This is a genomic window from Variovorax sp. 01N425 (genome assembly GCF_056399465.1).
The window spans coordinates 111,773-125,237 of the sequence record NZ_JBFTRJ010000001.1; the positions used below are offsets into that span (position 1 = coordinate 111,773).

The 13,465-nt window shown below is 69.2% G+C and carries 12 protein-coding genes; 9 read left to right on the plus strand and 3 right to left on the minus strand.

All coding sequences use genetic code 11. From position 1 onward, the window contains the following. The first annotated feature begins 55 nt into the window (after window positions 1-55). Window positions 56-1,198 carry an OpgC domain-containing protein gene (opgC, locus tag AC1DSC_RS00535; protein ID WP_018903225.1) on the plus strand — a complete coding sequence of 381 codons (1,143 nt, stop codon included), beginning with the start codon at window positions 56-58 and terminating at the stop codon, window positions 1,196-1,198. A gap of 19 nt (window positions 1,199-1,217) precedes the next feature. Here opgC and AC1DSC_RS00540 read toward each other — a convergent pair whose 3' ends face one another. Then, window positions 1,218-2,003, minus strand: a complete 786-nt coding sequence (locus AC1DSC_RS00540) for an SGNH/GDSL hydrolase family protein (protein WP_307596241.1) — start codon at window positions 2,001-2,003, stop codon at window positions 1,218-1,220. A gap of 162 nt (window positions 2,004-2,165) precedes the next feature. Here AC1DSC_RS00540 and AC1DSC_RS00545 point away from each other — a divergent pair, with 162 nt between their 5' ends. Together AC1DSC_RS00545 and AC1DSC_RS00550 are read left to right on the plus strand one after the other, a co-directional pair. Next, window positions 2,166-2,702 carry a hypothetical protein gene (locus AC1DSC_RS00545; RefSeq protein ID WP_436287342.1) on the plus strand — a complete coding sequence of 179 codons (537 nt, stop codon included), beginning with the start codon at window positions 2,166-2,168 and terminating at the stop codon, window positions 2,700-2,702. 17 nt (window positions 2,703-2,719) lie between these two features. Next, complete coding sequence (locus AC1DSC_RS00550) at window positions 2,720-4,021, plus strand: tetratricopeptide repeat protein (RefSeq protein ID WP_478131764.1); 1,302 nt, start codon at window positions 2,720-2,722, stop codon at window positions 4,019-4,021. A 13-nt stretch (window positions 4,022-4,034) separates the two neighbouring features. On the opposite strand, the gene AC1DSC_RS00555 is transcribed toward AC1DSC_RS00550, so the two are convergent. Beyond that, complete coding sequence (locus AC1DSC_RS00555) at window positions 4,035-5,513, minus strand: rhomboid family intramembrane serine protease (protein ID WP_062362829.1); 1,479 nt, start codon at window positions 5,511-5,513, stop codon at window positions 4,035-4,037. A gap of 15 nt (window positions 5,514-5,528) precedes the next feature. Then, window positions 5,529-6,926: an argininosuccinate lyase gene (gene argH / locus AC1DSC_RS00560; RefSeq protein WP_062362826.1), complete on the minus strand. Its 1,398-nt coding sequence runs from the start codon at window positions 6,924-6,926 to the stop codon at window positions 5,529-5,531. Window positions 6,927-6,975: 49 nt separating this feature from the next. Here argH and AC1DSC_RS00565 point away from each other — a divergent pair, with 49 nt between their 5' ends. Genes AC1DSC_RS00565 through AC1DSC_RS00590 form a run of 6 tightly spaced genes read left to right on the plus strand, consistent with a single transcriptional unit; the run spans window position 6,976 to window position 13,457 of the window. After that, complete coding sequence (locus AC1DSC_RS00565) at window positions 6,976-8,049, plus strand: sensor histidine kinase (protein ID WP_062362823.1); 1,074 nt, start codon at window positions 6,976-6,978, stop codon at window positions 8,047-8,049. Next, entirely contained in the window at window positions 8,046-8,792 is a 747-nt protein-coding gene (locus tag AC1DSC_RS00570; protein ID WP_012746510.1) for a LytR/AlgR family response regulator transcription factor, read from the plus strand. The genes AC1DSC_RS00565 and AC1DSC_RS00570 overlap by 4 nt, the downstream gene beginning before the upstream one ends. Next, window positions 8,789-10,051: an AI-2E family transporter gene (locus tag AC1DSC_RS00575; protein WP_012746511.1), complete on the plus strand. Its 1,263-nt coding sequence runs from the start codon at window positions 8,789-8,791 to the stop codon at window positions 10,049-10,051. The genes AC1DSC_RS00570 and AC1DSC_RS00575 overlap by 4 nt, the downstream gene beginning before the upstream one ends. 55 nt (window positions 10,052-10,106) lie before the next feature. After that, the gene (locus tag AC1DSC_RS00580) at window positions 10,107-11,279 is read left to right on the plus strand and encodes an acetyltransferase domain-containing protein (RefSeq protein WP_081247501.1); all 1,173 of its coding nucleotides are present in this window, start codon (window positions 10,107-10,109) and stop codon (window positions 11,277-11,279) included. Between the two features lie 5 nt (window positions 11,280-11,284). Then, a complete protein-coding gene (locus AC1DSC_RS00585; RefSeq protein WP_062364426.1) occupies window positions 11,285-12,037 on the plus strand; it encodes a DUF4198 domain-containing protein in 753 nt (250 codons plus the stop codon). A gap of 13 nt (window positions 12,038-12,050) precedes the next feature. Further along, window positions 12,051-13,457 carry an OprD family porin gene (locus tag AC1DSC_RS00590; protein ID WP_244883388.1) on the plus strand — a complete coding sequence of 469 codons (1,407 nt, stop codon included), beginning with the start codon at window positions 12,051-12,053 and terminating at the stop codon, window positions 13,455-13,457. The last annotated feature ends 8 nt before the right edge of the window (window positions 13,458-13,465 follow it).

The window sequence follows — 13,465 nt, forward strand, 5'->3', positions numbered from 1 at the left end:
CGGCACTGTCGTGCGTGCGCCGCGCGGACCGCCACCAAGACCTCGCCGCCGACCGATGAAACGCTACTGGGAAATAGACGCCTTGCGCGGGCTGATGCTCGTGCTGATGACCGTCACCCACCTGCCCACCCGCCTGACCGACCCGCTGGGCCAGCCCTTCGGCTTCGTCTCGGCCGCCGAAGGCTTCGTGCTGCTGTCGGCCTTCGTGGCCGGGCTGGTCTACAGCCGCATCGGCTACGTGCGCGGCGTCGACCCGATGCGCCAGGCCTTCTGGCGGCGCGTGCTCAAGGTCTACCTGTGCCAGGCGGCGATCCTGCTGTTCCTGTTCACCGTGATTGCCGCGCTCGGGCTGCACATCGACCAGCCCGCGGTGAAGAACCTGGTGTCCTACTACCTGGCCGAGCCGCGCGACGGCTTTCTCTTCGGGCTGCTGCTGATCTACGAGCCCGCGCTGCTCGACATCCTGCCGATGTACATCTTCTTCATGCTGATGAGCCCCTGGGTGCTGGCCTTTGCCATGCGCCACGGCTGGACGCTGGTGATGGCCGCCAGCGTCACCCTGTGGGCGCTCGCGCAGTTCGACTTGAGCGAATGGATCTACGGGCTGGCGGTGAACTACCTCGGCCTGCCGGTGCCATTCCACGAGATGGGCGCCTTCAACAGCTACGCCTGGCAGTTCCTGTGGTTTGCCGGCCTGTGCCTCGGCGCCAGCCGCAACCTGCCCGGCGCGCGGCCGCTGCGCTTTCCGGCCTGGCTGTGGGTGCCCGCGCTGGCCATTGCGCTCTACGGCTTCTGGTGGCGCCACCACGGCATCAACGGCCAGGCGCCGTTCGGCGGCGACGTGGAGATGAACCTGCTGTTCGACAAGTGGCAGCTCGGGCCGCTGCGCCTCGTGAACCTGGTGGCGCTGGGCATCCTGGCGGTGCGCTTCGGGCCCGGGCTCATGCGCAGGATTCCGCGCCTGCACTGGCTCGAGGCCATGGGCGCGGCCTCGCTGCCGGTGTTCTGCGCGCACCTGGTGGCGGTGCTGCTGGTGCTGGCCTTCTACGGCGACAGCCAGACCGCCCGGCCCTGGTGGGGCGACGGCCTGCTGCTGCTGGCGGTGTTCGCGGGCATGTACGCGGTGGCGCGCTTCACGCGCGGCGCCGACTTGCCGCCGCCGGCGGAAGACGTGCCGACGGAGACTGCGCGGGCCTGAGCCTGGCCGGGAGCGCCGCTCAGGGCAGCGCCGCTGCGGGCGCCGCGACCGGCACGGGTGCCGGCGCGGCCCCTGGCAAGTGGCTGGCGATAACCGACTGCCAAAGCCGGTAGCCCTCGTCGGTCATGTGCAGCCGGTCGCTCCTGAACAGCTCGGGCCGCGGCCGGCCGTCGGCGCCGAGCATCGGCGTGAAGACGTCGATGTATTCGCTGTCCGGCAGCCGGTTGAGGTAGGCCGAGATCACGTTGTTGGTTTCGCGGATCTGCGGCATCAGGTGCTCGCGCGAGGGGCTCGGCTTGATCGAGATGAAGCTGATGCGCGTGTTCGGAAGCTCCGCGCGCACCGCGTTGGCAAAGCGCGCAAAGCTCTCGAGCACCTGCAGCGGCGTGCGGCCCTCGGCCAGGTCGTTGTCGCCGGCGTACACCAGCACCTGCCGCGGCCGGTAGCGCACCACCAGGTCGCGCGCGAACAGGCTGCAGTCGGCCAGGGTCGAGCCGCCGAAGCCGCGGTTGACGATGCCGGGCACCTGGCGGAAATCCTGCGCGAGGCTTTTCCACATGCGCACGGTGGAGCTGCCCACGAACACCACGCCGCCGGGCGCCGGGAACTGCTGCTGGTCGGCCCGGAAGAAGGCGGCCAGTTCGTTGTGCCAGCGCGCCTTGGCCGCCAGGTATTCGGAGGAGGAGGCGGCCGCATCGGCCGCCGTGCCGTCCAGCGACTCGTAGGGCAGCACGGCATTGTGGTTCTGGGCCTGCGAGGCGAGTGCGGTTGTCAGCAGCAGCGCGGCGGCCAGCGCGGTTTTCATCGAAGGCATCGGAAAGGCGGAACGCTGATCAGATCGTATCTGCGGATTGTGGGGCATGGAGCGCAGCCATCCGGTCCCCGCCCGAAGCCCCTCAAGAAACATCCCGCAACGTATACTGCCCCGCAAAATCGGAGCGGGGCGCACGGGCGTGCGGGCGGGGAAATGAAGCAAATAGCGATCGTCGTCGCGCTCTGCGTGGGCGCGTGGTACTTTTTCATCGGCGGGCGCAAGCTCGACGAGGCCATGGTGCGCAAGTACTACGAGAAAGAGGCGCACGCCATCTACTCGCGCGATGCCGAGCAGCTGTGCAAGCAGCTCAGCAAGAAGGCCGTGATCCAGAACAAGAAGATCATGATGGGCCGCACGCAGGAGACCACCAGCGACCGCGAGCAGGCCTGCGACGGCATCCGCAAGTCCTTCAAGATGTTCGAGTCGGTGGGCGAGCGCATGGGCGGCATGCTCACCATCGAGTACGAGTACCACATCGACAGCATCGACGTGGCAAGCGACCGCAAGAGCGCCACCGTCGAAGGCACCAGCGTGCTGAAGATGGGCGAGGCGGCCATGCAGTTCAAGAGCAGCTTCACGCAGCGGCTGGAGCGCGAACTGGGCCAGATGCGGCTCGTGCACGGCGACGGCGTCACGGTGGTGCGCCTGGGCGGGCGCGGCGCCATGAGCCAGAGCGACTTCTTCAAGTAGCCGCGGGCAAGGCCATCATGCGCATCAAGGAATCGCTCCCGCCCCCGCCGCCTTTCTGGCACCGCCTCAACAGCTTCTTCGCGTTTCCGTTCCAGCTGCGGCCGTTCATGTACGGCCTGGTGCTCGCGTTCTGCAGCCTGCTGTTCGAGGCCATTCCTTTCCTGCATCCCGGCCTGTCGCTGATCGTGATCGAACTGGGCATCGTGCTGGCGGCCAGCCGCTACGGCTTCAAGGTCACGGCGCTCGGATCGCGCGGCATCTGGCGCTCGGCCGATTTTCCGCGCGAGCTGAACGAAGACTGGGTCAACCTGCCCTGGAAGCTGTTTGCCATTTCGGTGGTGCAGGGCGCGCTGATCGGCTGGCTCGCCTGGTACGAACCGGTGCTGGGCACGGTCGCGGTGTTCGTGGTGTCGTTCACCTTTCCGGCCGCGGTGATCGTGCTGGTGCAGTCGGGCAGCTTCTTCCAGGCCATGAACCCCGGCTACGTGATGGATGCGATGCGCATCATCGGCTGGCCCTATGCGCTGCTGTGCTTCTTCCTGTTCCTGCTGAGCGCGGGTGCGCAGATTGCCATCGGCATGCTGCTGCCGATGATCGACGGCCTCATCATGCTGCCGATCGCCAATTTCGCGTTCATCTACTTCGGCTGGGTGATGGCGAGCCTGCTGGGCTACGTGATGTACCAGCACCACGACGCCTTCGGCATCGACCTCCTGCCCGGCGGCGGCGTGGACGGCGGCGCGCCGGTGGACCGCCGCACGCCCGAGCAGATCGCCGCGCAGCGCACCGATGCCGAAGTGGCGCAGCTCATCACCGACGGCGACGTGGCCGGTGCGCTTGGCGTCGCCTACGAGGCGCAGCGCGTGGCGGCGGCCGACGACCTGGCGGCGCAGCGCCGCTACCACCGCGTGCTGCTGCTCGCGCCCGAGAAGGCGTCCACGCTGCTCGACCAGGCGCGCCGCTTCATTCCGCTGCTGCTGCGGCGCGACCTGGCATCCGAGGCGCTCAAGGTCTTCAAGGCCTGCCGCGAAAAGGACAAGGCCTTCGCGCTCGACGACGCCCCCACCGTCATGACGCTGGCCAAGGCCGAATGGCGCAATGGCGATGCGCATGCGGCGCTGGCGCTGCTGTCGGGTTTCGACCGGCGCTTTCGCGGCCATGCAGCCATTCCGCAGGCCTACGAACTGGCAGCCCGGGTGCTGGTGCAGGGGCTCGGCCGCGCCGACATGGCGCAGCCGATCCTGGCGACGCTCGAATCTCGTTTTCCGGACAGCGAGCAGACGCAGGAAGTGCGCTGGCTGCTGCGGCCCGCGGCCTGATCTCCAGCCGCGGTCAGGCGCGCTCGAGGGCGCGCGTCACCATGTCGTTGGGCGCGATCCGCAGCAGGTGCGGCAGCCAGCCGACGGCCATGTCGCGCTCGCCGGCATGCAGCAGGCCGTTGGCGCAGACCGACAGCGTGTCGGCCAGCTCCGGATGGTCGGGCGCGGTCTTCAGCAGCACGCGGCACAGCTTGTCGGCGTCCTGGAACTGGCGCACGCGCGTGAAGCGGCGCGCCAGGCGGGCCATGTCGTCGGCCTTCAGGCGCGCGCCGGGCTTCGCTTGGTCGAGGTAGGTGGTGTAGCTGGCGTGCTGCAGGGCCAGGGTGTCGGGGTCGGTGGCGGGGAGGCGGAAGATGCGGCGCGCGGCCTGGTGGAAATCTTCGCCCGCGGGCTGCAGCCGCGCGGTGTTGAACCAGGCGCGCAGCGTGTCGGTGTCGCCGGGGCGCAAGGCGGCGGCGGCGCGCCACTCGGCGCAGGCGGGCTCGAACTTCATTGCCGCCGACAGCTTGCGCGCGGCGGCCACGTGCTGTTCGAAGCGGTCGTCGTCGGTCGCCATTTCCGATTTCACGGTCTCGGGCGCCTTCACGCGGCCCAGCCACATGGCACCGGCCATCAGCGCGGCGCCCGTCAGGAGGCCGCCCAGGTGTGCCATGTAGCCGACGCTCTGGTCACCCCACCATTGCTGCATCAGCTCGTTGGCGATCCAGGCCGGCAGCAGCAGGAGGGCAGGCGCCGTGACGTAGTTGAAATAGAAGAAGAGCTGGTAGAAGAACCGGATGCGCCGCAGCCGGTACATCACGGCGTACATGCCCATCAGCGCCGAGATCGCACCCGAGGCGCCAAGGCCGTGGCCGCCGTTGCCGGCATAGGCCCAGCCAGACAACAGCGAAGAGCCGACGGCGCCGAGCAGGTAGAAGGCCAGGTAGGTGCCGCGCCCCAGCGCCAGTTCGACCGAGAAGCCGAACAGGAAGAGGAACAGCATGTTGCCCAGAAGGTGGCCGGTGTCGGCGTGCAGGAAGGCCGCGGTGATCCAGGTCCAGGGCTTGGGCTCGGCGCCCTTGTCATGGTCGAGCGACCAGCGCTGGGTGAAGGACGCCGGCCGCATCGCCTCGTACTGCTGGCGGTCGCGCTTCCATTCGGCATGGCGCGGGTTCGCGGGCGTGATGACCTCGCCGGCCTGCAGCTTCTGCAGGAATTTGCTGTCGTTCTGCAGGCTGTCCAGCAGCTGCGGATGGGTTTCCTCGTGCGGCAGCATGCGCCGCGCCTGCTTGCCGCGCCTGGGGTCCGTCTTCTCGAGCCACTCCACGAAGGGCGGCAGCTCCAGCTCGGGCAGCACGCTGTTCACGTAGTAGCGGGCCGCGCGCTCCTCGGCCTTTTCCTCGCTGCGCTGCGGCCCCCAGAACACGATCATGTTCACGAGGATCAGCAGCACCGTCATCCACGGTGGATTGCGCCAGCTCGGTTTGTTCTCGAGCGGGATGGCGTAGAACAAGCGGGGCCTTGGGCGTCAGGCCAGCCGGGCCCGGTGGCGCGCGATCTGCGCCCTGACCTGCGCCGGCGCGGTGCCGCCGAGGATGTTGCGCGCATTGAGCGAGCCGCGCAGGCTCAGCACGTCGTACACGTCTTTCTCGATGTTCGGGTTGAACTGCTGCAGCACGGCCAGCGGCAGCTCCGCGAGGTCGACCTTGTGCGAAGTGGCGGCCTTCACGGCGTGGGCCACGGTTTCGTGCGCGTCGCGGAAGGGCAGGCCCTTCTTCACGAGGTAGTCGGCCAGGTCGGTGGCGGTGGCGTAGCCGCGCAGCGCGGCGGCTTCCATGGCCTCGGGCTTCACGGTGATGCCGCCGATCATCTCGGCAAAGATCCGCAGCGTGTCCTTGAGCGTGTCGACGGTGTCGAACAGCGGCTCCTTGTCTTCCTGGTTGTCCTTGTTGTAGGCCAGCGGCTGGCCCTTCATCAAGGTGATGAGCGCCATCAGGTGGCCGACCACGCGGCCGGTCTTGCCGCGCGCGAGTTCGGGCACGTCGGGGTTCTTCTTCTGCGGCATGATCGAAGAGCCGGTGGTGAAGCGGTCGGCAATCTGGATGAAGCCGAAGTTCTGGCTCATCCACAGGATCAGTTCCTCGCTCATGCGGCTCACGTGCACCATGCACAGGCTGGCCGCGGCGGTGAACTCGATCGCAAAGTCGCGGTCGCTCACGGCGTCCAGGCTGTTCTGGCAGACGCCGTCCATCTTCAGCGTTCTGGCGACCAGCTCGCGGTCGAGCGGGTAGCTGGTGCCGGCCAGCGCCGCGGCGCCCAGCGGCAGGCGGTTGACGCGCTTGCGCACGTCCTGCAGGCGCTCGGCGTCGCGGCTGAACATTTCCACGTAGGCCAGCATGTGGTGGCCAAAGCTCACCGGCTGCGCCACCTGCAGGTGCGTGAAGCCGGGCAGGATGACCTCGACGTTCTTCTCGGCGATGTCCACCAGCGACACCTGCAGCGCCACCAGCAGCTCGGCAATCAGGTCGATCTCGCCGCGCAGCCACAGGCGCACGTCGGTGGCGACCTGGTCGTTGCGGCTGCGGCCGGTGTGCAGGCGCTTGCCGGCGTCGCCCACCAACTGGGTCAGCCGGGCCTCGATGTTCAGGTGCACGTCTTCCAGGTCGAGTTTCCACTCGAAGGCGCCCGATTCGATTTCAGCGCGGATCTGCGCCATCCCACGCTCGATCTCGGCGTGGTCCTGCTTGCCGATGATGCCCTGCGCGGCCAGCATGCCGGCATGTGCCAGGGAACCCTCGATGTCGGCCTGCCACAGGCGCTTGTCGAAGAAGACGCTCGCGGTGTAGCGCTTCACGAGGTCGCTCATGGGTTCGGAGAACAGGGCCGACCAGGCTTCGGATTTCTTGTCGAGTTGGTTTTGAGTCATGGGAGCCGTGGTAGAGGCAATAATGGGTTGGTTACCCGATGTATCAGTGATGCGCAATCCGGCGATTTTATCGGCCACCTCCACCCCCACGCCCCCGGCCCCGCCGGAAAGAGGGCGTTTGGCCGCGCGCGGCAGCCCGGGGCTGTTCGACGCCTGCCAGATCGGGGTGGTGCTGCGCGCGGTGCTGTTCGTGGAGGCGCTGGTGGCGACCGCCACGCTGTTCGTGTCCTCCTCCCCCGGGGAATGGCTGGTGCAGACCGCCACCGTCACGGGCGGCGCGCTGCCCGCCACGCTGCTGTGGCTGGTGGCGGCCTGCGGGCTCAAGAAGCCGCTCGGGCGCCTGCCGCGCCAGGCGCAGTACGCGGCCGGCGCCGCGCTGGGTGCCGTTTCCTCGCTCTATGGCTGCGGCCTGTTGCGGCTGACCGGCGTGCTGGGCACGGCGCCCTGGCTCGCGAGCGCCGTGGCGGGCGCCTTCGTCGCGGGCATGGTGATGGCGGCGATGGTGCTGCGCGCGCGCGGCCAGACGCCGGCCGCCATGACGGCCCGGCTGGAAGAGCTGCAGTCGCGCATCCGCCCCCACTTCCTGTTCAACACGCTCAACAGCGCCATTGCGCTGGTGCGGGAAGAACCCGCCAAGGCCGAGACCATGCTCGAAGACCTGGCCGAGCTGTTCCGCCAGGCGCTGGCCGATCCGGGCGAATCGGGCACGCTGGCCGACGAGATCGCGCTGGCCGAGCGCTACCTGGCCATCGAGCAGGTGCGCTTCGGCGACCGGCTGCGCATCCGCTGGGACCTCGATGCCGCGGCCAGCAGCGCGCGGCTGCCGCCATTGCTGCTGCAGCCGCTGGTCGAAAACGCCATCAAGCACGGCGTGGAGCCCAGCCCCGAGGGCGCCAAGCTGCGCATCCGCACCGAGCGCCGCGGCAGCGTGGTGGTGATCGAGGTGGTCAACAGCCTGCCGCCCTTGCGCTGGGCCGACGAGCCCCTGCCGCGCGGCCATGGCATTGCGCTGGCCAACGTGCGCGACCGGCTGCGGCTCTTGCACGACATGCAGATGCAGTTCAGCGCCGGCATGGACCAGAAGAACTACCGCGTGCGCATTGCCATTCCCGCCGAATCATGACCCTCAAGACCCTGATCGTTGACGACGAAGCCCTGGCCCGCTCGCGCCTGCGCACGCTGCTGCGCGACTGCCGCTCGCCCGCCGCCGAAGTGGTGGCCGAGGCCGCCCAGGGCGCCGAGGCGCAGCAGCATCTCGCGGGCATGGCGCTGGACCTGGTGCTGCTCGACGTCCACATGCCCGGCATCGACGGCATCGAGGTGGCGCGCGCCCTGCGCGGGCGGGCCGACGCGCCGGCGGTGGTGTTCGTCACCGCCCACGCGGCGCATGCCGTGACCGCCTTCGACCTCGATGCGGTCGACTACCTGACCAAGCCGGTGCGCGCCGAGCGGCTCCAGCAGGCGCTGCAGAAGGCCGAGCGTTTTTTGAAGGAGCGGCGCGCGCTGCAGGCCGACGCGCTGCAGGAAAGCGTGCTCATCCAGGACCGCGGCCGCGCCGAGCGGGTCCCGCTGTCGGAGGTGCTCTACCTGAAGTCCGAGTACAAGTACCTCACGGTGCGCACCGCCACGCGCAGCCACATCCTGGATGGCTCGCTGAACGAATTCGAGGAGCGCTATCCCACCCGCTTCCTGCGCGTGCACCGCAATGCGCTGGTGGCGCGCTCGGCCATCCGTGCGCTCGAGAAATACGACGACGGGGAAGACGCCGAAGGCTGGGCCCTGCGGCTCGACGCGATTCCCGAACCCGTGGCGGTGTCGCGGCGACAATTGGCTGCAGTGCGCGAAGTGCTGAAGGAAGCGCGATGACAGATGACCACAAACCGGCCGGCGATGCCCCGGCCGCGCAGCCGCCCCCGGAGCCGCCGCCATCGCCGGCGGAGCCCCCGGCCGAGGTGCCGCCCGAACCCGTGCTGGAGTCCCCGCCCGAAGCCGTGCCGCCCGAGCTGCGGCCGGAGCCCGAACGCCTGCTGCTGCACATGCCGGTCGACGTGCGCAGCGCCTCGCTGGTGGTGCTGGCCGTGCTGGCCAGCGTCTTCGCGCTGCGATGGGGCCAGGCCGTCTTCATCCCGCTGATGCTGAGCCTGCTGCTGACCTACGCGCTGTCGCCGCTGGTCGAGCGGCTGCACCGCCTGTGGCTGCCGCGCTGGATCGCCGCCGCGCTGATCCTCGTCGGCCTGTTCGGCGGCCTGGGCTGGACCGGCTATTCGCTTTCGGGCAATGCCACGCAACTGGCCGAATCGCTGCCCATCGCGGCCCAGAAACTGGGGCAGGCCATGCGCCGGAGCAGGAGCGCCAACGCCACGCCGCTCGAAAGCGTGCAGCAGGCGGCCGCGCAGCTCGAGAAGGCGGCCGAGGAAAACTCCGCGCGCGTCGCGGCCCGCAAGGGCGTTGCGCGCGTGGTGATCGAGCGGCCGTCCTTCAACGTGCGCGACTACCTGCTGAGCGGCACCGTCGGCCTGCTCGAGGCGATCGGGCAGCTCACGCTGGTCGCCTTCCTGACCTACTTCGCGCTGTGCTCCGGCGACACCTTCCGGCGCAAGCTGATCAAGATCACCGGTCCGAGCCTGCAGAAGAAGAAGGTCACGGTGCACGTGCTCGACGACATCACCCGCAACATCGAGCGCTACCTGCTGGTGCAGATCCTGATCAGCGCGCTGGTGGGCGTGACCACGGGCCTCGCCTTCTGGGCCATCGGGGTCGAGAGCGCCGCCGTGTGGGGAATCATCGCGGCCGTGACCAACCTCATTCCCTACGTCGGCTCGGTGATCGTCATGGTGGCCGCCGGGCTGGTGGCCTTCCTGCAGTTCAACAGCCTGGAGATGGGCATCCTGGTGGGCGGCGTGTCGCTTGCCATCCACACGCTGGTGGGCAACCTGCTGATGCCCTGGCTCACCAGCCGCACCAGCCGCATGAACCCGGTGGCCGTGTTCGTGGGCGTGATCTTCTGGGGCTGGCTCTGGGGCGTGTGGGGGCTGCTGCTGGGCATTCCGATCACCATGGTGATCAAGTCGATCTGCGACCGGGTCGAAGACCTGCAGCCGATCGGGGAGCTGCTCGGGGAATAGCCGGCGCGGAATTTCCGGTACGCTACATTATTGGGAATTCATTCCCGATAACACCATGCCTGAAATCCCGCCTCCTTCCATGCCGGCCCGCGCCCGGCTGCTTTCCATCGATGCCCTGCGCGGCCTCGTGATCCTGTTCATGCTGCTGGACCACGTGCGCGAGACTTTCTACCTGCACCACCAGGTGCCCGACCCGATGGTCGCGGCCGAGACGCCGTCCGAGCTGTTCTTCAGCCGCCTGCTGGCCCACCTGTGCGCGCCGGTGTTCGTGTTCCTGACCGGGCTGTCGGCCTTTCTCTATGCCGCGAAGCAGCCCGGCGGCCGCGCGGCGGCTTCCTCCTTCCTGTGGAAGCGCGGCCTGTTCCTCGTGCTGCTGGAGGTCACGGTCATCAACTTCGCATGGACCTTCCAGTTCCCGCCGGCCAAGGTGTTCCTGCAGGTGATCTGGATCATCGGCCTGTCGATGCTGGCGCTGGCGGCGCTGGTATGGCTGCCGCGCAAGGTGCTCATCGTGCTGGGCATCGTGCTGGTCGCGGGGCACAACCTGCTCGACGGCCTGCACTTTCCCGTGGGCCATGCACTGCACGTGCCCTGGGCCATCCTGCATGACCGGGGCTGGATCGAACTGCCCGGTGCTGCACTGAAGCTGCGCACCTCCTATCCGCTGCTTCCATGGATCGGCGTGATCGCGCTGGGCTACGCCGCCGGGCCATGGTTCGCGGCCGGCGCCGATGCCGCGCAGCGCCAGCGGCGGCAGCTGGGCTGGGGCGCGGGGCTGCTGGCCGGCTTCGTGCTGCTGCGGCTGCTCGACGTGTATGGCGACAAGCCCTGGACGGCCGGCGACACCGCCCTGGCCAGCTGGATGGGCTTTCTCAACATCACCAAGTACCCGCCCTCGCTGCTGTTCATTGCGCTGACGCTCGGCATCGGCCTGCTGCTGCTGCGCGCGTTCGAGCGCCGGCAGGGTGCGGCATGGCTGGCGCCGCTGGCCGTGTTCGGTGCCGCGCCCATGTTCTTCTACGTGCTGCACCTGTACGTGCTCAAGTTCCTCTATCTCGGCGCCGAAGCGGCCTGGGGCCGGAACCACGGGGCGCTCTTCGGTTTCGATGCGATGTGGATGGTGTGGGCCGCCGCGGCCGTGCTGGCCGTTGCGCTGTACCCCGCGGTGCGCGCCTTCGCCGGCCTGAAGGCGCGGCGCCGCGACATCGCCTGGCTCAAGTACCTGTGATGGCCATGGCATTCCTTCTTCACAACCCCATGCTGCGCGGCGCCGTCGCGGCTTCGCTGCTGTGGGCCGCATCGGCCGCGGCCCAGGCCCACGGCATCTGGTTTGCCCAGCGCTCGGGCGACCTGGCGCTGATCTACGGCGAGGGCGGCGACGACCTCGACGCCGCCAAGCGCCTGCCGCTCATCAAGGCGGTGGCCGGCTACGACGCGGCGGGCCGCCCGGTGCAGACCGCGCTCGAAGCGGCCGGCAAGCTCGCGCTGGTCGACCTGCGCGAGCAGCCCGCCATCGTCGCTGCCGTGCTGGACAACGGCATCTGGACCAAGGCAGCCAACGGGCAGTGGTTCAAGAAACCCAGGGGCGAGGTGCCGGGCGCCTCGGCCAGCGGCCACAACTTCAAATACGCGGTGCATCTGCGCGCGCCGCTGGGCCGGCCGCTTGGAGGGCTGCCTGGCCATGCGCTGCAGATCGTGCCGGTCGATGCCGCGCTGCCCGCGATGCGCGGCGAACCGCTGCGCCTGCGCGTGCTCTACCGCGGCGAGCCCGCTGCCGGCGTGCCGGTGCTGGCCGACTTCGTCAACGACCCCGATGGCGAAGCGGTGCTGACCGCCGCCGACGGCACGGTCACGCTGCCGGTGCGCAACCAGGGACTCAACGTGATCGCCGCCAGGCTCGATGCGCCCGCGGACGATCCCGCCGCCACCGACAAGGTCGAGCACCTGGCCACGCTGTCGTTCCGGCTCGCGCATGCGCCGGAATGAGGAGGGGCAGGACATGATCCGCACGCAATCGGCATTCCCTGCCGCCCGTCCGGCCCCGTGCCGGCGTTTCCCGAGGGCCGGGCGACGCTGCTGGGGCGCCGCACTGATGATGCTCGGCGGTGCCGCGGCCGGTGCCGAAGCCCCGGTTGCCGAAGCCACCGGAGGCTTCGTCGAAGACACGCGATGGAGCCTGCTGAACCGCACCGTCCTTGAACGCCGCGACTACCTGGACGGCGGCAGGAGCAACGGCGGACGCAATGCCGTGCTGCCCAGGGCCAGGCGCAGCGACTACGCGCAGGAATGGGGCTACGGCCTCATGGGCGCGGTGGAGTCGGGCTTCACGCGCGGCGTGGTCGGCTTCGGCGCCGATGCGCACGCCTACTTTGCGCACAAGCTCTCGGGCGACGACCTGCGCGTCGGCAAGGTCCGCATGCTGCCGGTGGACCGCCAGGGCTACGCACAGGACGGCATTGCGCGCGGCGGCGCGGCGCTGAAGGTGCGCATCTCCTCCACGGTCCTCAAGGTGGGCGAGCAGCGCGCCAAGGCGCCGATCTTCAGTTCCTCCGACACGCGCCTCTTGCCCGAGACCATGCGCGGCTGGCTGCTCACGAGCCACGAGATCGACAAGCTCACGCTGCAGGCCGGCCATTTCACCGGCTCGGCCGACCGCAACGCGCGCGGCACCGCCAATCCGCTGGTCGTCAACTACCTCGACCCGAAGTCGCCGCGCGGCGATGCCTTCGACTTTGCCGGCGCCACGTGGAAGGCGGCGCCCGCGCTTTCGCTCTCGGCCTACCTCGGGCGGCTGAAGGACACCTGGCGCACCGGCTACCTCGGTGCCTCCTACGCGGTGCCGCTCGGCGCGAAGCGCGCCCTGGCCTTCGACCTGCAGCTCTATCACAGCAAGGACACCGGCCGCGCGCTGGCCGGCCCGATCGACAACACCACCGCGAGCCTCATGGCCACCTACACGCACGGCCCCCACCGCCTGGGCGTGGGCTGGCAGAAGGTGGACGGCGACACGCCCTTCGACTACCTGACGCGCGGTGCCATCTGGCTCGGCAATGCCGCGCAGCTGTCCGACTTCAATGCGCCGCACGAGCAATCGTGGCAGCTGCGCTACGAAGTCGATGCCGCAAGCTGGGGCGCGCCGGGACTCGCGATGGGCGCCGCCTACATCCGCGGCAGCGGCATCGACGGCAGCCGCGTGCCCGCCCGCGGCGGCTATGCCTGGCTGGGCTACGGCAAGGACGGCCGGCACTGGGAGCGCGACCTCTGGCTGCGCTACACGGTGCAGGCCGGATCGGCCAAGGGACTGGCCTTGCTGCTGCGCTATGGCGAGCACCGCAGCAACAAGGCGCAGGCCGAACTCGACGCCCGCCAGATCCGCGTGGCCGTCGAATATCCGATCGGGAGTTGATGGTGCGA

Bases quoted from the DNA above. Each gene is read 5' to 3' on its own strand.
- AC1DSC_RS00580 (WP_081247501.1), top strand. From the start codon at position 10,107: ATGCCTGAAATCCCGCCTCCTTCCATGCCGGCCCGCGCCCGGCTGCTT.
- AC1DSC_RS00545 (WP_436287342.1), top strand. From the start codon at position 2,166: ATGAAGCAAATAGCGATCGTCGTCGCGCTCTGCGTGGGCGCGTGGTAC.
- AC1DSC_RS00590 (WP_244883388.1), top strand. From the start codon at position 12,051: ATGATCCGCACGCAATCGGCATTCCCTGCCGCCCGTCCGGCCCCGTGC.
- AC1DSC_RS00565 (WP_062362823.1), top strand. From the start codon at position 6,976: ATGCGCAATCCGGCGATTTTATCGGCCACCTCCACCCCCACGCCCCCG.
- AC1DSC_RS00550 (WP_478131764.1), top strand. From the start codon at position 2,720: ATGCGCATCAAGGAATCGCTCCCGCCCCCGCCGCCTTTCTGGCACCGC.
- AC1DSC_RS00585 (WP_062364426.1), top strand. From the start codon at position 11,285: ATGGCATTCCTTCTTCACAACCCCATGCTGCGCGGCGCCGTCGCGGCT.
- opgC (WP_018903225.1), top strand. From the start codon at position 56: ATGAAACGCTACTGGGAAATAGACGCCTTGCGCGGGCTGATGCTCGTG.
- AC1DSC_RS00540 (WP_307596241.1), bottom strand. From the start codon at position 2,003: ATGAAAACCGCGCTGGCCGCCGCGCTGCTGCTGACAACCGCACTCGCC.
- AC1DSC_RS00570 (WP_012746510.1), top strand. From the start codon at position 8,046: ATGACCCTCAAGACCCTGATCGTTGACGACGAAGCCCTGGCCCGCTCG.
- AC1DSC_RS00575 (WP_012746511.1), top strand. From the start codon at position 8,789: ATGACAGATGACCACAAACCGGCCGGCGATGCCCCGGCCGCGCAGCCG.
- argH (WP_062362826.1), bottom strand. From the start codon at position 6,926: ATGACTCAAAACCAACTCGACAAGAAATCCGAAGCCTGGTCGGCCCTG.